This window comes from Streptomyces sp. WAC03905, assembly GCF_057371075.1.
In genome coordinates this window covers 4,873,629-4,894,274 of record NZ_JBXYDZ010000003.1, presented here as the reverse complement: position 1 = coordinate 4,894,274, position 20,646 = coordinate 4,873,629, and the positions used below count along the sequence as shown (strand labels likewise).

11 protein-coding genes are annotated in these 20,646 nt (G+C 73.6%); 7 read left to right on the top strand and 4 right to left on the bottom strand.

The window, feature by feature from the left end:
• Positions 1 to 36: 36 nt before the first annotated feature.
• Positions 37 to 1,287: a serine/threonine-protein kinase gene (locus AC2RP6_RS24550; RefSeq protein ID WP_486448157.1), complete on the bottom strand. Its 1,251-nt coding sequence runs from the start codon at positions 1,285 to 1,287 to the stop codon at positions 37 to 39.
• Between the two features lie 159 nt (positions 1,288 to 1,446).
• The gene (locus tag AC2RP6_RS24545) at positions 1,447 to 3,210 is read right to left on the bottom strand and encodes a serine/threonine-protein kinase (protein WP_486448156.1); all 1,764 of its coding nucleotides are present in this window, start codon (positions 3,208 to 3,210) and stop codon (positions 1,447 to 1,449) included.
• 437 nt (positions 3,211 to 3,647) lie between these two features.
• Here AC2RP6_RS24545 and AC2RP6_RS24540 point away from each other — a divergent pair, with 437 nt between their 5' ends.
• The 5 genes from AC2RP6_RS24540 to AC2RP6_RS24520 all read left to right on the top strand — a co-directional run bounded on the left by AC2RP6_RS24540 (position 3,648) and on the right by AC2RP6_RS24520 (position 12,767).
• Entirely contained in the window at positions 3,648 to 6,698 is a 3,051-nt protein-coding gene (locus AC2RP6_RS24540) for an FHA domain-containing protein (protein WP_486448155.1), read from the top strand.
• A gap of 109 nt (positions 6,699 to 6,807) precedes the next feature.
• Positions 6,808 to 8,166 (top strand): ABC transporter substrate-binding protein, encoded by a 1,359-nt coding sequence (locus tag AC2RP6_RS24535; protein ID WP_486448154.1) that lies wholly within the window; start codon positions 6,808 to 6,810, stop codon positions 8,164 to 8,166.
• 4 nt (positions 8,167 to 8,170) lie between these two features.
• A complete protein-coding gene (locus AC2RP6_RS24530) occupies positions 8,171 to 9,487 on the top strand; it encodes a carbohydrate ABC transporter permease (RefSeq protein WP_486448153.1) in 1,317 nt (438 codons plus the stop codon).
• Complete coding sequence (locus AC2RP6_RS24525) at positions 9,484 to 10,386, top strand: carbohydrate ABC transporter permease (RefSeq protein WP_486448152.1); 903 nt, start codon at positions 9,484 to 9,486, stop codon at positions 10,384 to 10,386. The genes AC2RP6_RS24530 and AC2RP6_RS24525 overlap by 4 nt, the downstream gene beginning before the upstream one ends.
• Positions 10,387 to 10,511: 125 nt before the next feature.
• On the top strand, positions 10,512 to 12,767 hold the full coding sequence (locus AC2RP6_RS24520) for a bifunctional glycosyltransferase/CDP-glycerol:glycerophosphate glycerophosphotransferase (RefSeq protein WP_486448151.1): 2,256 nt from the start codon (positions 10,512 to 10,514) through the stop codon (positions 12,765 to 12,767).
• A gap of 28 nt (positions 12,768 to 12,795) precedes the next feature.
• On the opposite strand, the gene AC2RP6_RS24515 is transcribed toward AC2RP6_RS24520, so the two are convergent.
• Positions 12,796 to 13,428, bottom strand: a complete 633-nt coding sequence (locus AC2RP6_RS24515) for a TetR/AcrR family transcriptional regulator (RefSeq protein ID WP_486448150.1) — start codon at positions 13,426 to 13,428, stop codon at positions 12,796 to 12,798.
• Between the two features lie 117 nt (positions 13,429 to 13,545).
• On the opposite strand from AC2RP6_RS24515, the gene AC2RP6_RS24510 reads away from it, so the two are divergent.
• Together AC2RP6_RS24510 and AC2RP6_RS24505 are read left to right on the top strand one after the other, a co-directional pair.
• Positions 13,546 to 14,454, top strand: a complete 909-nt coding sequence (locus AC2RP6_RS24510; RefSeq protein WP_486448149.1) for an ABC transporter permease — start codon at positions 13,546 to 13,548, stop codon at positions 14,452 to 14,454.
• Complete coding sequence (locus AC2RP6_RS24505; protein ID WP_486448148.1) at positions 14,447 to 15,214, top strand: ABC transporter ATP-binding protein; 768 nt, start codon at positions 14,447 to 14,449, stop codon at positions 15,212 to 15,214. Before AC2RP6_RS24510 ends, AC2RP6_RS24505 begins: the two co-directional genes overlap by 8 nt.
• A gap of 173 nt (positions 15,215 to 15,387) precedes the next feature.
• Here the strand turns inward: AC2RP6_RS24505 and AC2RP6_RS24500 are convergent, their stop codons facing one another.
• Complete coding sequence (locus AC2RP6_RS24500) at positions 15,388 to 20,337, bottom strand: NAD-glutamate dehydrogenase (RefSeq protein WP_486448147.1); 4,950 nt, start codon at positions 20,335 to 20,337, stop codon at positions 15,388 to 15,390.
• Between the last annotated feature and the right edge of the window lie 309 nt (positions 20,338 to 20,646).

The following is a 20,646-nucleotide window of genomic DNA, read 5'->3' as shown; positions in this document are numbered from 1 at the left end:
GCCGGCATGGCGCTGGTCCGGCGGCAGCGCCCCCGGCTACGGGTGCCGCGGGCCCGACTGCTTGTTGTCCTGGCGGGGCTGCGGCTCGTCGCCCCCGGAGAAGGCCAGCCAGCCGCCCAGCCCGACCGCGGCCGCCACGGCCACGGCGACCGCCGACAGGGTCAGGCGCCGCTTGCGGGCGGCTTCGGCGCGGTGGCGGGCCGAGCCGGGCCGGTGACCGCCGGCCGGCCTCGGGACGCGGGCCGTGCCCAGCGCCCCGCCGGCCAGCTCGTCCGGCCCCGGCACCCGCATCGAGGTGTGGGTGTCCCGGTTGGAGTCGGTCGCCGACCCCGGTACCAGCGGGACCACGCCGCGCCGCCGCACCGGGTCGGCGGACGGCTCCTCCGAGGCCTCCGGCTCCGGCTCCGCGTCGTCCGGCTCGTCCACGTCCAGCGGCGGCATCCCGGCCAGCATCGGCAGCAGGTCCCGCAGCCGGACCGACAGCTCCGAGGCCCGCAGCCGCGAGGCCGGCCCCTTGGCCAGGCACTGCACCATCAGCTGCCACAGCTCGTCGGGGATCCCGGGCAGCGGGACGACCGTCTCCGTCACGTGCCGCCGCAGCACCGCGCCCGGGTGGCCGCCGCCGAAGGGGGTGAACCCGGCCAGCAGCTCGTACAGGACGGTGGCCAGGGCGTATATGTCCACCGCCGCACGCGGGGGCAGTCCCTCGACGATCTCCGGGGCCAGGTAGTCCGGGGTGCCGATGATGCGGGTCGTGGGCGCCGATGCCCGGCCCGCGGAGGCCCGCCGCGGGGAGTCGATCAGCTTGGCGACGCCGAAGTCGGTCAGCAGGGCCGGGTGCGCGCCGCCCGGGCCGAGCGGGCCCTGCATGTCCAGCAGGACGTTCTCCGGCTTGACGTCCCGGTGCACCACGCCCGCCGCGTGCGCCGCGGCCAGCGCGTCGGCCACGTCCGCGACGATCGCCACGGCCGCCTCGGGGGCGAGCCGACGCTCGCGGTCGAGCCGCGTGCGCAGGTCCGTACCGCGGACGAGGTCCATGACGAGGGCGAGGTCGTTGCCGTCCACGACCAGGTCGCGGACGGAGACGACGTGCGGATGCTCCAGGCCGAGCAGGGCGCTGCGCTCCTGGACGAAGCGTCCGACCAGCTCCTGGTCGGACGCGAGGTCCTCGCGCAGCAGTTTCACGGCGACGGGCCCGTCAGGCCCCTCGCCCAGCCACACCGTGCCCGCGCTGCCGCGCCCCAGGATCTGGTGCGCGGTGTACCGGCTGCCGATTTTCCGTGCCACGACTGCTCCCTCAGTGGCTGGCGTACGCCCCAAAGCTACGCGGCCGCGTGGGCTTCGGAGGCCAGCAGGGGGCCCGATTCGCGACGACCTTCACTTCTGGGGACGAAATCACGTCCTGGATGTCGACAAATCCACGAAGTCGGCGTGACTGGGCCCTCCTCAGGGAGCGGACGAGCCGCCCGAGGCGGGTGCGGAGTCGCCGATGCCGGTCACCCAGTCGACGATGTCCGTACCCCAGGTCCACACCTGGTCCCACCAGCCGCGGCCGGTGCCGATCCACTCCTGGAGCGGGGTCAGCTCCCAGACGAGCCAGCCGGCCACGAAGAACACCAGGATCAGCACCAGGCAGCCCTTGAGGCAGCCGAGGCCGGGGATCCGCACCGGGTTGGCGCTGCGGCGGCGCGGCTCGCGCGGCTCGCGCGGGGCCGGCGGCTGCGGCGGGGCCTGCTGCGGCTGCTGCGGCTGCCGGTACTGCGGCTGCTGCTGTTGCGGCTGCTGGTACGGCTGGGGCTGGCGCTGCTGCGGCTGGTAGTGCTGCGGCGGGGGCGGCGGCGCGTACTGCTGCTGCTGCGGCTGCTGCTGCTGCTGCGGCTGGCGGTACTGGGGCTGCTGCGGCTGCTGGTACTGCTGCTGCTGCGGCGGGCCCTGCCGGTACTGCTGCGGCCGGTGCTGCGGCGGCGGGGGCGCCTGGCGCTGCGGACGGCGGCGCAGCGGGTCGTCCTCGGGGGTGAGGTGCTGGATCTGCGTCTGCTCGTTGCGGTCGCGGGCGGCCCGCATCTGCGACTGCCACGGGTGCGGCGCGTCGGGCTGCTGCACGGGCGGCATGACCGAGGTCGGATCGGCCCCGGGGCCCCCGGTGCTCGGGAGCACCGACGTGGCGTCGGCCGCGCCGACCGGCGGCATGACGCTGGTCATGGCGTTCGGGTCGTAGGCACCCGCCGGGGAGCCCGCCCCGGAGGGCAGCACCTGGGTCGGGTCCGCGGCGCCGGGGGTCTCGGGGACCGGGGCCGGCGAGGGGTCGGGGGCGAGGAGGGCGCCGACGCCGAGCGCGGCCTCCACCTCGGCGCCCGTGGAGTGCACGCCGATGCCGGCGGCGACCACGCGCAGGCCGCGGGCCAGGTTCACGGCGCTGGGGCGCTCGTTCGGCTCCTTGCGCAGGCAGCGCTCGACGACCGTCCACAGCGGTTCGGGCACGTTCGAGGGGCGCTGCGGCTCCTCGCTGAGGTGGCGGTGAAGCACTTCGAGGGCGGTGCCGCCGGCGAACGGCGGGCGGCCGGTGAGCAGCTCGTAGAGCAGGATGCCGGCGCCGTAGATGTCGACGGCGGAGGTCTGCGGGCGGCCCTCTGCGGACTCGGGGGCGACGTAGGCCGGGGTGCCGACGAACTCGTGGGTGCGGGTCAGGCCCGGGGAGTCGGCGAGGCGGGCGATGCCGAAGTCGGTCAGCATCGGCTTCATCTGCCCGTCGCGCTCGTCGAGGAGCACGTTGGCCGGCTTGAGGTCGCGGTGCACGACGCCGTCGGCGTGGCTGGCGGCGAGGGCGTCCGCGATCTGGGCGGTCAGCAGGCTCGCGGCGACGGGCGAGAAGGGGCCGTTCGCGCGCAGGTACCGGTGCAGGTCCGGCCCGTCGATCAGGTCCATGACCAGGGCCAGCAGATCGCCCTCGACGACGAGGTCGCGGGTGCGCACGATGTTGGGATGGGTCAGGCGCAGCAGGACCGAGCGCTCCCGCAGGAAGCGCATGACGATGTCGGCGTCCTGGGCCAGCTCCTCCTTGAGGACCTTGATGGCCACGGTCTCGCCGGGCTGGCCCGCCACGGCGGCCTCCGCGCCGGCGGTCTCCCGCTGGCGGGCACGCCAGACGGTGCCCGTGGCGCCGCGCCCGAGCGGCTCCTCGAGCAGGTATTTACTGCCGACTGGCCGCACGTCTCGCGCTCCCCTGCTGTCGTCTGCTGTGGTCGTTCCGTCGAGTGGTTTTTCCGGCCCACTCTAGGGGGTGTCCCCCGGGAAGACGCCGGTCCGCGGAGGTTGGTTGCCGCACATATGTACGGAGGGTGACGTTTTCGGGGTATGCCGGAGGCGATTTTCCCCTTCTTTCCCCCGCTCGTGGTCCGCTTTCGGCCGGGCCCCGGTCCGGCCCGCGGCAGATCAAGATCATTTATTGCCGGGTGCCGGGCGTGTTGTCCGCGACAGGTGCGAGGATGCACCCGTACGGAACGGCACGGGACGGGAGCCGCGCCTTCCGGGCAGACCTGACCGGACGACGCGTCCGTGCCGGGCGGGGGCGATCGGACCGTCGTGTCACGACGATCCCCTGCCGGGCGCACACACCGCGCACCGCGCAGAAGGGACCGCTGACGGCGATGCAGATCCGGCTGACCGTCCTCGGGTCGCGCAGCGGCCACCAGACCGCGACCGCCCCCGCGAGTTGTGACGTGCTCGTCACCGCGCCCGCCGGCACCGCCCTGGCCGCGGTCGCCTCCGGCCTCGCAGCCACCGTCGGCGGCCCCGACACCGGGGGCACGGTCGTGCTGTACGCGGGTTCCGAGCGCCTCGACCTCCAGCGGCGGGTGCTGGGCGAGCCGCCGCTGGTGGACGGCGCGGTGGTGGCACTGCACGCGCCGATGCCGGACGTGCTGCCCGAGGACGGGCTCGGCGCACCCCAGCTGCACGTCGTGGCCGGGCCCGACGCGGGCGGCGTGCACCTGCTGCACGACGGGCAGATCCGCATCGGCCGGTCGGGCGACGCCGACGTACCGCTGGACGACCCCGACGTGTCCCGGATGCACTGCGCGGTGACGGTGATCCGCGACGGCCGGGTCGCCGTCGCCGACCTGGACTCCACCAACGGCACCACCCTCGACGGCACCCCGGTCGGCACCCAGCCCGTCGCCCTGCCCCCGGGGGCCCTGCTGCGGGTCGGCGAGTCCACCCTGCGGCTGGCGCCCGCCGGGGCGCCCGCGCTGCCGGTGACCCCCGACCAGGAGGGCCACCTGGCCCTCGCCGCCCCCACCGGTCCCACCGGGCCCACGGGTGCCTCCCCCGACGGCCCGGAGACGGCCGCGGGCGCCCGCGGCCCGGCCGGCCCCGGCGCCGCGCCGTACGGGACCCCCGGGGCGCCCGCGCCGACCGCCGTCCGCGGCGCGGCGCCGGGCGCCTCCGGCACCGCCGCGGACACCGCCGGGCCGTACGGACCGGCCGGCGCGACCGGTCCGGCCCACCCGGGCGCCCCCGGGCCCGCCGCCGGCGCCCCGGACGGGGCCCGGACCGGATCCGGCCGCCGCAAGGGCCTCGGCGCCTGGGCGCGCAAGTGGGTGCGCGGGGAGGACGTCGTGCACGCCGCCCCGGAGACCGTCGCCACCGCCGCCGCGCCGCACCCCGACGACCCGGCCGCGCTCCTGCTGGCCGCGATGGGTCCCACCGGGCGCCTGTGGTCCCGTACGTCCGCACGGGACGGCGGGGCCGCGCTGCTGGAGGTCGGGCTCGGCGCCGGGAGCCGGGTGTCCCTGCCGGCCGTCGGCGCCCTCGGCGTCGCCGGCCCGCGGGCCCGGCTGGCCGGGGCCGCGCGCTGGGTGGTCGCCCAGCTCGCGGGGCTGCACGCGCCGGGGCAGCTGGAGATCGTGCTCGTCTGCGCCGACCGGGCGCGGCCGCTCGCCGACCGGCGGCGCGACTGGGGCTGGCTGGGCTGGCTGCCCCACGTGCGGCCCGGGCACGGCCAGGACTGCCGCCTGCTCCTCGCGTACGACCGCGACCAGGCCGCCGCCCGCACGGCCGAGCTGACCCGGCGCCTCGACGACGGCCCGCTCGGCACGCACTGGGCGAGCGCCGACCCCGAGCGGGTCCGGGAGGCCGCCGCGGCCTACGCGGGCCCCTACACGCTCCTCGTCCTCGACGGCGATCCCGGGACCGGCGCGCTGCGCGACATCACCGGCCGGCTGGCCTCGCACGGCCCGGCCGCCGGGATCCACGTCCTGGCGCTCGCCGAGGCCCCGGCCGCCACCCCCGCCTCCCCGGTCACCGAGACGTACGAGACCGCCTGCGCGGCCACTCCCGCCTTCCGGGACTGCGGTGCGGTCGCGCTGCTCAGCGGGGACGTGGCCACGGCCGTACGGACGTTCGCGGTCCGCGGCGGCCTGCCGGTCCCCTCCGGGGGCACCGCCGTCTCCGACGCCGTCTCCGCCGCCTGGGCCGAGCGGTTCGCCCGGGCCCTGGCACCCCTGCGGCCCACCGACGGCGCGGTCGGCGGCCCGCGCCGGACCGCGGCCGCCACGCTGCCCGCCATGGCGCGGCTGCTGGACGAACTGGGCCTGGCCCGGGCCACCCCGGCCTCCCTGATGGCCCGCTGGGCGGCCGCCACCGACCAGGGACAGGGCCAGGGCGGCCTCGCCGAGATCGTGCTGGGCAGCGGGCGGCGCGGCCCCGTCGGCACCGAACTGGTCCACGACGGCCCGCACCTGATCGTCGAGGGGCCCGCCGGGAGCGGCCGTACCGAGCTGCTGCGGTCGGTGGCGGCGTCGCTGGCCGCGGGCGCCCGGCCGGACCGCCTCGGGCTGGTCCTCCTCGACGGGGCGGGCGGCGAGCGCGGCGACGGGCTGCTGTCCTGCACCGAACTCCCGCACGTCTCCGCCCACCTGGTCGCCTCCGACCCGCTGCGCATGCGCGAGTTCGCGCAGGCGCTGGGCGCCGAGCTCAAGCGGCGCGCCGAGCTGCTGGACGGCGTGCCCTTCGCCGAGTGGCACGCGCAGCGCGAGGTGTCCGGCCGGATGGTCGCGCCCCGCCGGCCCGCCCCGGGCGAGGTGCGCGGCGACGGCGGCCCGCCCTCCGGTGCGCCGGGCCACGGTGAGCCCGTGCGGACGGGGACGCTCCGGCTGCGCGCCTCCGCCACCCGTACGGATCCGGTCGGGCCGAGCCCGCTGCCGCGCCTGGTGGTACTGGTGGACGACCTCGACGCGCTGGTCGCGCCCGGTCTGGGCAGCGCCGGCCGCGCCGCCGGTTCGGTGGTCCGGGCTCTGGAGGCGGTGGCCCGCGACGGTGCCCGCCTCGGCGTGCACCTGGTGGCGAGCACGTCCCGCCCGGACCGCACGGCCGACACGGGCCCGGCCCGGCTGGCGGCCCTGCGGGTGGAACTCGAAGCACCCGACCAACCGGGGCCCGGCCGGGGCGTGCTCCGCTTCGCGGACGGCCGGACGGTGCCGTTCCAGGCGGGCCGGGTCACGGGGCGGATCCCGCGGACGGCGACCCTGCGGCCGACGGTGGTCCCGGTGGAGTGGGAGCGGATGGGCGACCCGCCGGCCCGCCGGCCCGTGCGCGAGCTGGGCAACGGCCCGACCGACCTCGCGCTGCTGGCCAGCGCCCTGGACCGGGCCGCGCACCTGGTCTCGGCGATACCCGTGCTGTTCCCGCCGGCGCCCTGACGGGGCGGCAGGTCCCGGCGCCCGTCCCCCCGACGCGGTATTGCGGGGCCGCGCGGGTCGGCGTAGACCTTGTGGTCCGGGACACACCACGGGTATCGGGGGCAGAGCCATGCGCGAGCACGGAACGGGCCGTACGCAGCTGAAGTGGGCGACGCTGGCCGTCGCGGGCGCGCTGGCGCTCACCGCCTGCGGGGGCGACGCCGGCGAGGAGCCTGCGGCGCCGCAGGGCGGCACGGCCGCGCCCGGGGTGGAGTTACCGAAACTGGACGGGGAGAAGCTCCAGGTCGCGGCGGTCTGGACGGGCCCCGAGCAGGAGAACTTCACCAAGGTCCTCAAGGAGTTCGAGAAGCGGACGGGCGCCACGGTCACCTTCGTGCCGGCCCAGGACCCGATCGTCACCTTCCTCGGCACGAAGATCGCCGGCGGGGCTCCGCCGGACGTCGCGCTGCTGCCGCAGGTCGGGGCGCTGGTCTCAGCGGTCCAGAACAAGTGGGCGCAGCCGGTGGGCCCGGAGGCGCAGGCGCAGCTCGACAAGAACTACTCGGCCGGCTGGAAGGCGCTGGGCGCGGTCGACGGCACCCAGTACGGCGTCTACTACAAGGCCGCCAACAAGTCGCTGATCTGGTACAACGCGAAGGCCTTCGAGGCGGCGGGCGTCAAGCCGCCCACCACCTGGAAGGAGCTGATCGCCGCGGCCGACACCCTGTCGGCGTCGGGCACCCCGGCGGTCTCGGTGGCGGGCGCGGACGGCTGGACCCTGACGGACTGGTTCGAGAACATCTACCTCTCCCAGGCGGGCCCGGAGAAGTACGACCAGCTGGCCAAGCACCGGATCAAGTGGACCGACGACAGCGTCAAGCAGGCCCTGACCACGCTCGCCGAGCTGTTCGGGCGCAAGGACTTCCTCGCGGGCGGTACGAGCGGGGCGCTGGCCACCGAGTTCCCGAAATCGGTGACGCAGACCTTCACGGGCGGCGACCGGCCGGCCGCCGCGATGGTCTTCGAGGGCGACTTCGTCGGGGTGAACATCGCGCAGACCGAGGCGAAGATCGGCGAGGACGCCCTGGTCTTCCCCTTCCCGGCGGTCGGCGCGAAGGCGCCGGTGGTCTCGGGCGGTGACGTGGCCGTCGCCCTGAAGCCGTCGAAGGGCGCGCAGGCGCTCATGACCTTCCTGGCGTCCGCGGACGCGGCGCAGATCCAGGCCCGCGAGGGCGGTTTCGTCTCCCCGAACAAGGCGGTCGACCCGGCGGCGTACCCGAACGACATCCAGCGGGGCATCGCCAAGGCGCTGATCGCGGCGGGCGACGACTTCCGCTTCGACATGTCCGACCAGGCACCGGCGGCCTTCGGCGGAACCCCGGGCGCGGGCGAGTGGAAGGCGCTGCAGGACTTCCTGGCGAACCCGTCCGACGTGGCGGGCACCCAGGCGAAACTGGAGGCGGACGCGGCCAAGGCCTACGGGAACTGAGCCGGTGACGGCCCCCGCCGCGCGCGGGCTCTCCGCCGAGGCCCGGCGCCGCCGTCTGGTGGCGGCGGCGTTCCTCCTGCCGGCCCTCGTGCTGCTCGGCGCGCTCGTCGTGCACCCGATCGGCTACTCGCTCTACCGCAGCTTCTTCGACCGCTCCGGCGACGTGTTCGTCGGCGCCGGCAACTACCGGGAGATCCTCACCGACGACGGCATCCGCACCGCCCTGAAGAACACGGCGGTGTGGGTGGTGCTCGCCCCGGTCACGGCGACCGCGCTCGGGCTGATCTTCGCGGTGCTCACCGAACGGGTGCGCTGGGGAACGGCGTTCAAACTGCTCGTCTTCATGCCGATGGCGATCTCGATGCTGGCGGCCGGCATCATCTTCCGGCTCGTCTACGACCACGACCCCGACCGGGGCGTCGCCAACGCGGTCTGGGTCGGCGTCCACGACACCTTCGCGCAGTCCTCGGCCTTCCCCAAGGCCCGTCCGGGCCGGGACTCGCCGCTGGCCGACGCCGGCGGGGGCGCCTTCGTGACCCGCGAGCCGGCCCGCGCGGGCAGCCCGGTGCTGCTCCCGCTGGTCGGCGTGGCTCCCGAGGCGCTGCCGGAGGGCACCCGTACGGCGGGCACCGCGGAGCCGGAGCCGGGGAAGGTGACGGGCACCGTCTGGCAGGACTTCACCCGCGGCGGGGGCGGCGCGACGAACGTGGTCGACAGAAGCGAGCAGGGCTTCTCCGGGATGCGGATCGAGGCGGTCAAGGACGGCCGTGTGGTGGACGCGGCGACGGCCCGCGCCGACGGCACCTTCACCCTGTCCGCGAAGGCCGACGGGGCGCTGCTGCGGCTGCCCGCGGCCAACTTCCGGGAGGCGTACGGCGGGGTGGAGTGGCTGGGTCCGGCGCTCGTCACGCCCGCGGTCATCGGCGCGTACGTATGGATGTGGGCGGGCTTCGCGATGGTGCTGATCGGGGCCGGGCTGGCGGCCGTACCGCGCGAGCTGCTGGAGGCGGCGCGGGTGGACGGGGCGAACGAGTGGCAGGTGTTCCGGCGGATCACCGTCCCGCTGCTGGCGCCCCTGCTGGCGGTCGTGCTCGTCACGCTCGTCATCAACGTCATGAAGATCTTCGACCTGGTCTTCGTGATCGCACCGGGCGCGGTCCAGGACGACGCGAACGTCCTCGCGCTCCAGCTGTACCGGACGTCCTTCGGCACCGACGCCGATCCGGGTCTGGGCAGCGCCATCGCCGTCCTGCTGCTGGTGCTGGTGGTGCCGGTGATGCTGGTGAACATCCGCCGTCTGCGCAAGGAGGGGGCCCGATGAGCCGTTCCGACGCGGCGCCGGACGACCGGGCGCGGCGGCCCCGGCGGGGGCCGGGCAGGGCATCACGGGCCGCGGGCCGTCTGGCCGGCGGGGCCGTGCGCGTGTTCCTGGTCGTGGCGGCGCTCTTCTGGCTGCTGCCCGCCCTCGGGCTGCTGATCTCCTCCCTCGTCGCCCCGACCGACCTGAACGACGGCGGCTGGTGGCAGGTCTTCGGCGCGCCCTCGCGGCTGACCGCCGACAACTACGAGCGGCTGCTGGCCAACGACACCATCACCGGCTCCCTGCTCAACACCTTCGCCATCGCGGTGCCCGCCACCCTGCTCGTGCTGGCCCTCGGCGCGTTCGCCGGATACGCCTTCGCCTGGCTGGAGTTCCCCGGCCGGGACTGGCTGTTCCTCGTCGTCGTCGGGCTGCTCGTCGTGCCCGTGCAGGTGGCGCTGATCCCGGTGTCGGAACTCTTCGGCACCATCGGCCTGTTCGAGACCACGGCGGGCGTGGTGCTCTTCCACACCGCCTTCGGGCTGCCCTTCGCCGTCTTCCTGCTGCGCAACTTCTTCGCGGAGATCCCGCGCGAACTGCTGGAGGCGGCCCGCCTCGACGGCGCTGGGGAACTGCGCCTGTTCACAAGGGTGGTGCTGCCGCTGGGCGGCCCGGCGATCGCCTCGCTCGGCATCTTCCAGTTCCTGTGGGTGTGGAACGACATGCTGGTGGCGCTCGTCTTCGCCGACTCGGCCAACCCGCCGATCACGGTCGCGCTCCAGCAGCAGGTGCGGCAGTTCGGGAACAACATCGACGTACTGGCGCCCGGCGCGTTCCTGTCGATGGTGGTCCCGCTCGTCGTCTTCTTCGCGTTCCAGCGGCAGTTCGTCACGGGGGTGATGGCCGGCGCGGTCAAGTGAGCCGTCTCCGGTGCACCTGACGTGCGGCGTTGACGCTGCGTAACCCGAATGCCGCGTACGCCGTAACCCGATCGCCACGCCGGGGGTTCCTGGGCCATATGCCCGCGCCGACCCCTGGATGTGCCGTGCCCCGGTTCAGCGTCATCGTGCCCGCGTACAAGGTCCAGGCCTACCTCCAGGAGAGTCTGGACTCGGTCCTGAGCCAGTCCTGCCCGGACCTCGAACTGATCGCCGTCGACGACGCCTCCCCCGACGCCTGCGGCGCGATCATCGACGAGTACGCGGCGCGCGACCCCCGGGTGACCGCGGTGCACCTGGCGCACAACCTGGGTCTGGGTCCGGCCCGGAACGCGGGCCTGGCCCGGGCCACCGGCGACTACCTGATCTTCCTCGACGGCGACGACACCCTCACCCCCGGCGCCCTGCAGGCGATCTCCGACCGGCTGAAGGCCACCGGCTCCCCCGACGTCCTCGTCTACGACTACGCGCGCGCCTACTGGTCGGGGGACGTCGTCCGCAACCGGCTCTCCCACCGGCTGTCCGAGGAGGGCCCGGCCAGTTTCCGGCTCGCCGACCGGCCCGCCCTGCTCGCCCTGCTGATGGTGGTGTGGAACAAGGCGTACCGCCGCGAGTACGTCGAGCGCGAGGGCCTCGCCTTCCCGCCCGGGCTCTACGAGGACACCCCCTGGACCTACCCGGCGCTGCTGGCCGCGGAGTCCGTCGCCGTCCTGGACCGCGTCTGCGTGCACTACCGCCAGCGGCGGACCGGCTCGATCCTGACCACCCGCACCTCCCGCCACCTGGAGATCTTCGACCAGTACGACCGGGTCTTCGGGTACCTCGCCGGGCGGCCGGAGCTGGAGCGCTGGCGCTCCACCCTGCACCGCCGGATGGCCGAGCACTTCTGCGCCGTCCACGCCGACCCGCGCCGCCTCCCGCGCGCCGCCCGGGCCGAGTTCTTCGCCCGCGCCTCCGCCCTGCTGCGCCGCTACCGCGCCCCGGGCGGGCGGAGTTCGCCGCCGCTGTCCCTGTCGCGCACCGACCGGATCCGGCACGCCCTGATGCGGATGGGCACCCGGCGCACCTACCGCCTGCTGTCGGTGCTGCGCCGGGCGGGTCTGGCCCTGGGCCGGGCCGCCACGGCCCTGGGGCGGGGCCTGCGCGAGACCTCGCTGCGGCTGCACTACCGGATCCAGCGGCTGCTGCCGCTGCGCCCGGAGCTCGCGGTCTTCTCCGCGTACTGGCACGGCGGTTACGCCTGCAACCCGGCGGCGATCGAGGCGAAGCTGCGGGAGCTGGCGCCCCGGATGCGGACGGCGTGGATCTGCGACCCGGCACACGCCTGGACCCTCCCCCGCCAGACGGTGGCGCTGCGCCCCGGTTCGGCGGCGTACTGGAGCGCGCTGGCCCGGGCCGGGTACCTCGTCACGAACGTCAACTTCGACCGCGCCCTGGTCAAGCGGCGCGGCCAGGTGCTCCTGCAGACGCAGCACGGCACCCCGCTCAAGCGGGTCGGTCTCGACCTCCGGGACCGGCCGGCGGCGACTCCGACGGCGGACTTCGCGGGCCTGCTGCGCGGCGCCGACCAGTGGGACTACCTGCTCTCCGCGAACCGGCACTCCACGCTGGTGTGGGAGAAGGCGGTCCCGTCCTCGTACACGACCCTGGAGTACGGCTACCCGCGCAACGACGTCTTCCACCGGGCGACCCGCTCGGAGGTGCTGGAGCTGCGCGAGCGGCTGGGCATTGCGGCGGGCTCGACGGCGATCCTGTACGCGCCCACCCACCGCGACTACCGCCGCAGCCGGCCGGACCACCTGGACTTCGAGCGGTTCCTGCAGGAGCTGGGCCCGCGCTTCACGGTGCTGGTCCGCACGCACCTGACGTACGCGGACGCCGGCCGCACGTGGGAGCCGCACCCGCGGCTCGTGGACGTCTCCGCGCACCCGTCGGTGGAGGAGCTGTGCCTCGCCTCCGACGCGCTGGTCACGGACTACTCGTCGCTGATGTTCGACTACGCGGCGCTGGACCGGCCGATCGTGATCCACGCCGACGACTGGGAGGCGTACGAGGCCGCCCGGGGCACGTACTTCGACCTGCGGTCGTGTCCGCCGGGCGCGGTCGCCCGCACCCAGGACGAGTTGGTGGACATCTTCACCACGGGCCACTGGCAGGGCTCCCGCTCGGCGCAGCTGCGCTCGGCCTTCCGCGCCCGCTTCTGCTCCTACGACGACGGGCACGCGGCGGAGCGCGTGGTCCGCCGGGTCTTCCTGGGCGACCCGGTCCCGACCCCGCCCGTCGTCCCCCTCCCGGACCGCGCCCCCGCCCCCTCGGCCCCCGCCCCGTCCCCGGAGCCGGCACTGGCGCGCGTCTGGCCGTAGGCGGGGCCGGTGTCGGGCCACGGACCCGTCAGGTGGCGGCGGAGGCCGATTTCAGGCCGGCCACCACCTGGTGGGCCAGGGTGTCCAGGTGGGTGGGGGTCACCGCGTCGCGGACGACGACCTGGCGCCAGTAGAGGGGGCCGATCAGCAGGTCCAGGGCGTGGTCGGGGCTGATGTCCGCCGGGAGTTCGCCGCGGGCGACGGCGTCCGAGACGATGCCCTGGGCCATGCGGTGCTGGCCGTCCAGGAGGGCGCCGCGGACCGCGTCCGCGATCTCGGGGTTGCGGGAGGCCTCGACCAGGAGGTCCGGGATCACCGCGGAGGCCACCGGGTGCCGCAGCACGTGCGACATGACCTCCAGCAGGGCGCGTACGTCCCCGTACAGCGAGCCCGTCTCCGGCACGGGCAGGCCGTCCACGGCGAAGGCGCCGACCAGGTCGAGCACCAGGTGCAGCTTGGACTTCCACCGCCGGTAGACGGCGGTCTTGCCGACCCCGGCACGTCGCGCGATGCCCTCGATCGACATCCGGGAGAACCCGACCGCGGCCAGCTCCTCCAGCACCGCGTTGCGGATCGCCTCCGTCACGTCCTCGCGCAGGACGGCGGCGCCGGCGGGAGCGCGGCGGGCGGAGGCGGCGGAGGTGGCGGGATCCGTGGTCATGCACAGAGCATAGCCGCGGCACGTCACGACGATACGGTTGCGTTCCGACGGCACGCGCCCTAACCTCGCCGTAGCGACGATACGGACCCGTCCCGACCCACGTCGAAAGCGAACCCAGTGACCACCGCGACCGCATCCAAGACAGCGCCCGCCGCCTCCGCGGACCTCGCGCAGCTGGCCGCCGCCCACGGCCTCACGCTCAGCGGCGCCCGCCCGACGCTCCCCCGCTACATCGCGCAGCTCTGGCAGCGCCGCCACTTCGTGTCCGCGTACGCGAACGCCCGCATGCAGGCCACGTACAGCACCGCGAAACTCGGCCAGGTCTGGCACCTGGTGACCCCGCTGCTCAACGCGGCGGTCTACTACTTCATCTTCGGCATCGTGCTGAAGGCCAGCCACGGCGTGCCGGACTACGTCCCCTTCCTGATCACCGGCATCTTCGTCTGGGACTTCATCAGCAGCTCCGTCAACACCGGCACCCGCGCCGTCCACAGCAACCTCGGCCTGGTCCGCGCCCTGCACTTCCCCCGCGCGAGCCTGCCCATCTCCACCGTCGTGCAGCTCTTCCAGCAGCTGCTCGTCTCCATGGCCGCCCTGGTGATCCTGCTGCTCGCCTTCGGCCAGCGGCCCGGCGCCGCCTGGCTCCTGGCCGTACCGGCGCTCCTGCTGACGGCCCTCTTCGCCGCCGGCTGCGCCATGGTCATGGCCCGCATCGGCAGCAGGAGCCCCGACGTCAGCCAGCTGATGCCGTTCGTCCTGCGGACGTGGATGTACTCCTCGGGCGTCATGTGGTCCATCGACCAGATGATCGGCAAGAACGACCTCCCGCACTGGGTCCTGACGGCCCTCAAGGCCAACCCCCCGGCCGTCTACATCGACCTCATGCGCTTCGCACTGATCGACAGCTTCCCCGCGCACGCACTGCCGCACCACGCGTGGCTGCTGGCCGCCGGCTGGGCGCTCCTCGCGGGCGTGGGCGGGTTCATCTACTTCTGGAGGGCAGAGGAGGCGTACGGACGTGGCTGACGACACCCGGGTACCCACCGTGATCGCGGACGGGGTACACGTCATCTACCAGGTGCACGGCACCGGAGCCCGCAAGGGCGGCGCCACCGCCGCCCTCAGCCGGATCTTCTCCCGCGGGGCCACCCCCGGGATGCGGGAGGTGCACGCGGTCAAGGGCGTCTCGTTCACCGCCTACGAGGGCGAGGCCATCGGCCTCATCGGCTCCAACGGTTCGGGCAAGTCCACGCTGCTGAAGGCCGTCGCCGGCCTCCAGCCGGTGGCCCGCGGCCGGATCTTCTCGCACGGCCAGCCCTCCCTGCTCGGCGTGAACGCCGCCCTGATGAACGACCTGACGGGCGAACGCAACGTCATCCTCGGCGGCCTCGCCATGGGCATGTCCCGGCAGCAGGTCCGCGAGCGCTACCAGGACATCGTCGACTTCTCCGGCATCAACGAGAAGGGCGACTTCATCTCCCTGCCGATGCGGACGTACTCCTCCGGCATGGGCGCCCGCCTGCGGTTCTCCATCGCCGCCGCCAAGGACCACGACGTCCTGATGATCGACGAGGCGCTCGCCACGGGCGACGCCGCCTTCCAGCGGCGCAGCCAGGCCCGCATCGAGGAACTCCGCGAACGCGCCGGCACCGTCTTCCTGGTCAGCCACGCCATCAACACGGTCCGCGAGACCTGCGACCGCGCGATCTGGCTGGACTCGGGCGTCCTGCGCATGGACGGCCCGGCGGACGAGGTCTGCGCCGCCTACGAGAAGTCGACCCGCTGACGCCCCGCCGGCGTGCGAGGCGCCCTCCCGGCCCCGCCGGCGTCTGAGGCGCGGGGGCCCGGGGGCGGAGCCCCCGCAACGGCACCGCACCCGCGGACAGGACGGAACACGAACGGGCCGGGCCCGGGACCACTTCGGTCCCGGGCCCGGCCCGTTCGGCTACGCAGGGACGATCAGCTGTGCGCGCGCAGCAGGCTGCGCATCGTCCGCATCGCCACCGACAGGTTCGCCAGGTCGAAGTCGTCCGAGCCCCGGATCTCCTCCAGGGTCGTCCGGGCCCGCCCGATGATCGCCGCGTTCTTCTCCTCCCACGCCTTGAAGCGCTCCTCGGGAGTCGAGGCGCCGTTGCCCACGGACAGGACGTCCGCCGTCAGGGCCGCGTGCGCCGCGAACAGGTCCTCACGGATGGACGCGCGGGCCATGGACTGCCAGCGGTCGGCCCGCGGCAGCTCGATGATCCGGTCCATCAGCTGCGTGATGTCCAGGCGGTCGGCGAGGTCGTAGTACACCTCGGCCACACCCAGCGGGTCCACGCCCGTCCGGTCCGCGATCGCGACGATGTCCAGCGTCGGGAAGGCCGAGGAGAATCCGGCGACCTTCGCCGCCAGCTCCTGCGGCACGCCCTCGCCGGTCAGCTCGTCCATGACCAGCTGGTACCACTCCAGGTCCGCACCGCGCACCAGCTTCGGCAGCTCCGCCCACACCCCGGCGACCCGCTCCCCGAAGAAGGCGATGGTCTCGGTGATCTGCAGCGGCTGCGGCCGGTTGTTCAGCAGCCAGCGGGTACCGCGCTCGACCAGGCGGCGCGAGTGCAGGCGCACCCGGGTCTGGACGTCCGCGGCCACCTTGTTGTCGAGCGCCTCCACGGCGTCCCACACGTCGGCGAGGCCGAAGATCTCGCGGGCCGCCAGCTGCGCCCGGACGATCTCCTCCGTCGAGGCCCCGGTCTCCTCCCGCAGACGGTGCAGGAAGGTCGAACCACCGGTGTTGACGGTGTCGTTGACGAGGATCGTCGTGATGATCTCGCGGCGCAGCGCGTGCGCGTCGATCTGCTCGGAGAACTTGTCGCCCAGGGCCGCCGGGAAGTACGCGAACAGCAGACGGCGCAGGTACGGGTCGTCCGGCAGCTCGGTGGCGATCAGCTCGTCCGCCGTCGTGATCTTCGTGTAGGCGAACAGGACCGCGAGCTCCGGCTGGGTCAGGCCCTTGCCGTTGTTGAGCAGTTCGCGGATCTGCCGGTCGGTGGGCAGGAACTCCAGCTCGCGGTTGAGCAGTCCGGCGCCCTCCAGGCGGCGCATGAACCGCTGCTGGGCGTGGAGCAGGCTGGGCGCCTGCGCCGAGCCGTTGGCCAGCGCGGTGTTCTGCGCGTAGTTGTTGCGCAGCACCAGACGGCCGACCTCGTCGGTCATCTGCGCGAGCAGCTTGTTGCGCTGCTTGACGGTCATGTCGCCGTCGGCGACGACCGCGTTGAGCAGGATCTTGATGTTCACCTCGTGGTCGGAGGTGTCCACGCCGGCGCTGTTGTCGATGGCGTCGGTGTTGACCTTGCCGCCCTCGCCGCCGGCGCCGCTGCGGGCGAACTCGATGCGGCCGAGCTGGGTCAGGCCCAGGTTGCCGCCCTCGCCGATGACCTGCGCCCGCACGTCGGAGCCGTTGACGCGGATGGCGTCGTTGGCCTTGTCGCCGACGTCGGCGTGGGTCTCGGAGGTCGCCTTGACGTAGGTGCCGATGCCGCCGTTCCACACCAGGTCCACGGGGGCCTTGAGGATGGCCTGCATCAGGTCGGCCGGGGTCATCTTGGTGACGCCGGCCTCGATGCCGAGGGCCGCGCGCATCTGCGCGGTGACCGGGACGGCCTTGGCCGAGCGCGGGTGGATGCCGCCGCCCGCCGAGATCAGCGAGGTGTCGTAGTCCGCCCACGAGGAACGCGGCAGCTCGAACAGGCGCCGCCGCTCGGCGTACGAGGTCGCCGCGTCCGGGGTCGGGTCGATGAAGATGTGCCGGTGGTCGAAGGCGGCCACCAGGCGGATGTGCTCGGAGAGCAGCATGCCGTTGCCGAAGACGTCACCGGACATGTCGCCGACGCCGACGACGGTGAAGTCCTGGGTCTGCGTGTCGTGGCCCAGCTCGCGGAAGTGCCGCTTGACGGACTCCCACGCGCCGCGGGCGGTGATGCCCATGCCCTTGTGGTCGTAGCCGGCCGAGCCGCCGGACGCGAAGGCGTCACCGAGCCAGAAGCCATACGACTCCGCCACGCCGTTGGCGATGTCGGAGAACGTCGCGGTGCCCTTGTCGGCGGCGACCACGAGGTAGGTGTCGTCCTCGTCGTGACGGACCACGCTGCGCGGCGGGACGACCTCACCGGCGACCATGTTGTCGGTGATGTCGAGCAGCGCCGAGATGAAGATCTTGTACGAGGCGATGCCCTCGGCGAGCCAGGCGTCGCGGTCCACCGACGGGTCGGGGAGGTTCTTTGCGACGAAGCCGCCCTTGGCGCCGACCGGCACGATGACGGTGTTCTTGACCATCTGCGCCTTGACCAGGCCGAGGATCTCCGTACGGAAGTCCTCGCGGCGGTCGGACCAGCGCAGGCCGCCTCGGGCGACCTTGCCGAAGCGCAGGTGGACGCCCTCGACGCGCGGGGAGTACACCCAGATCTCGAACGCCGGGCGCGGCGCCGGCAGGTCCGGGATGGCCTGCGGGTCGAACTTCATCGACACGTAGGCGTGCTGCTCGCCCTGGGAGTCGAGCTGGAAGAAGTTGGTGCGCAGGGTCGCCTTGATGAGGGTGAGGAAGGCCCGCAGGATGCGGTCCTCGTCGAGCGAGGCGACCTGGTCCAGGGCCCCGTCGAGCTCCTCCAGCATGGCGTCCACGAGCTCGCTGCCGGCGGCCTGGCGGACGGGCGACATCCGGGCCTCGAAGAGCGAGACCAGCAGCCGGGTGGTGTGGACGTTGTTGCGGAGGGTGTCCTCCATGTAGTCCTGGCTGAAGGTGGAGCCGGCCTGGCGCAGGTACTTGGCGTACGCGCGCAGGACGACGGCCTGCCGCCAGGTCAGGCCGGCGCTGAGCACGAGGGTGTTGAAGTTGTCGTTCTCGGCCTGGCCGTTCCAGACGGCCGCGAAGGCGTCCTGGAAGCGCTCGCGCGCGTCGTCGCCGAGGTCGCCCGCCGAGAGCCGCAGACCGAAGTCGTAGATCCAGGCGTTGGTGCGGTCCGCGCAGCGCAGCTCGTACGGGCGCTCGTCGGTGACCTCGACGCCGAGGCGCTGCAGGACCGGCAGGACGGCGGACAGGGAGACCTGCTCACCGGCGCGGTAGATCTTGAAGCGGCGTTCGCCGGGGCCGGCGCCGACGGGCTCGTACAGCGACAGGGCGAAGTCCTTGTCGCTGCCGCGCAGCTTCTCCAGGTGCACGAGGTCGGCGACGGCGGCGCGCGGCGAGTGGTCGGCCTTGTAGCCCTCGGAGAAGGCGGAGCCGTAGCGGCGCAGCAGCTCGGCGGCGCGCTCCTCGCCGAGTTCGGCGTTGAGGGCCTGGTCGAAGCCGTCGGCCCAGGAGCGGGCGGCCTCGACGAGACGGCCCTCGATGCGCTCGACGTCGCCGTCGGTCAGCACGGGCAGCTCGGTGCCCTGCGGGACGCGGATGACGAAGTGGATGCGGGAGAGGATCGACTCGGTGTTCCAGGCGGTGAAGTCGACGCTGATGCCGCCGAGTTCCTCGCGCAGGATGTCCATCAGGCGCAGCCGCACACCGGTGGTGAAGCGGTCGCGGGGCAGGTAGACCAGCGCGGAGTAGTAGCGCCCGTACTCGTCCTGGCGCAGGTACAGCCGCAGCCGGCGGCGTTCCTGGAGGTAGAGGACCGAGGTGACGATGGACTGGAGCTGGTCGACCGGGGTCTGGAACAGCTCGTCGCGCGGGTAGGTCTCCAGGATCTGCGTCAGGTCGCGGCCGTCGTGGCTGGCCGGGGAGAAGCCGGCGCGCTCCAGGACCTCGGCGACCTTGCGGCGGATGACCGGTACGCGGCGCACGGACTCGGTGTACGCGGCGGAGGAGAACAGACCCAGGAAGCGGCGCTCGCCGATGACGTTGCCGTCGGCGTCGAACTTCTTGACGCCCACGTAGTCGAGGTACGAGGGGCGGTGCACGGTGGAGCGGCTGTTGGCCTTGGTCAGCACCAGCAGGCGGTGCTCGCGGGCCTTGGCGCGGGCGTCGGCCGGCAGCCGGTTGAAGGACGGCGAGACGGGGTGGCCGTCGTCCTTGCCGCTGTGGTGCGGGTCGGAGCGCAGGATGCCGAGGCCGGTGCCGGGCACGGCGGCCAGGGAGTCGCCGTCGACCAGGTTGTACTCGCGGTAGCCGAGGAAGGTGAAGTGGTCGTCGGCGAGCCAGCGCAGCAGCTCACGGGCTTCTTCGAGCTCGTACTCGCGCAGGTCCGGGGCGGTGGGCTCGTCGGGCAGGCCGTCGGCGATGCGCAGCGCGGCGTCGCGCATCTTCTCCCAGTCCTCGACGGACTCGCGGACGTCGGACAGGACGCGCTGCAGGTCGGCGGTGATCTGCTTGAGGTCGGCGCGGTCGGTCTCGCGGTCGATCTCGACGTGGATCCAGGACTCGACGAGGGAGTCGTGGGGGCGCGCGGTGCGGGGCCCGTGGGCGTCGCAGTCGGGGCCGAGGATCTCGATCAGCTTGCCGGTGATGTCACGGCGGACGACGACCTGCGGGTGGATCACGACGTGGATGCCGCGGCCCTGGCGGGACAGCTCGTTCGTGACGGAGTCCACGAGGAAGGGCATGTCGTCGGTGACGACCTCGACGACGGAGTGGCTGGAGGTCCAGCCGTTCTCCTCCACCGTGGGGGTGTGCACGCGTACGTTCGCGGTGCCCTGCGGCCGGTTCTCGGCCAGCCGGTAGTGGGAGAGCGCGGCTCCGAACACGTCGACCGGGTCCCGGTCCGTGAGGTCCTCGGGCGCCGTGTGCAGGTAGTAGCGCTGGAGGTAGGAGAGGACCGCGTCCCGGTCCGGCCGCTCTCCCTGCTCGGACCCAGTCGGAAGTAGCCCCCCGGCCGGGCTGTGCTCAGCTACCCGGGCCGCCCGTGCGAGCAGCTCGGCCTTTGCTTCGTCCAGCTTGGTCTGCATGTCCTCTGGCTCCTGTCGCGCGCCATTGCGTGACGTAGGTGAAGGAAGGAATGACATAGCGCCGCGAGGCGGGGTGTCCGTTCCGAATCGACGCTATGCCGTCGTGAGAGCCGACCGGGAGGGAATGAGCCAAGATCGGCCGGCGCTCCCGGTGGCGGGGATCAGCGATGGCCCGGGCACTGTCGTACGCCGGGCGCAGGCCGGAGGCTCCAGTGCCCCCGAGGGATATCGCGCTGATCACGGGTACAAGGCTATCCCGACCTACCCCCAAGTCGTCATTCGCTGCATCTGTACAAATCTTGGGGTGGA

What these genes read in the sequence shown, in the direction of transcription:
- AC2RP6_RS24535 (WP_486448154.1), top strand. Translation starts at nt 6,808, where the DNA reads ATGCGCGAGCACGGAACGGGCCGTACGCAGCTGAAGTGGGCGACGCTG.
- AC2RP6_RS24500 (WP_486448147.1), bottom strand. Translation starts at nt 20,337, where the DNA reads ATGCAGACCAAGCTGGACGAAGCAAAGGCCGAGCTGCTCGCACGGGCG.
- AC2RP6_RS24540 (WP_486448155.1), top strand. Translation starts at nt 3,648, where the DNA reads ATGCAGATCCGGCTGACCGTCCTCGGGTCGCGCAGCGGCCACCAGACC.
- AC2RP6_RS24525 (WP_486448152.1), top strand. Translation starts at nt 9,484, where the DNA reads ATGAGCCGTTCCGACGCGGCGCCGGACGACCGGGCGCGGCGGCCCCGG.
- AC2RP6_RS24515 (WP_486448150.1), bottom strand. Translation starts at nt 13,428, where the DNA reads ATGACCACGGATCCCGCCACCTCCGCCGCCTCCGCCCGCCGCGCTCCC.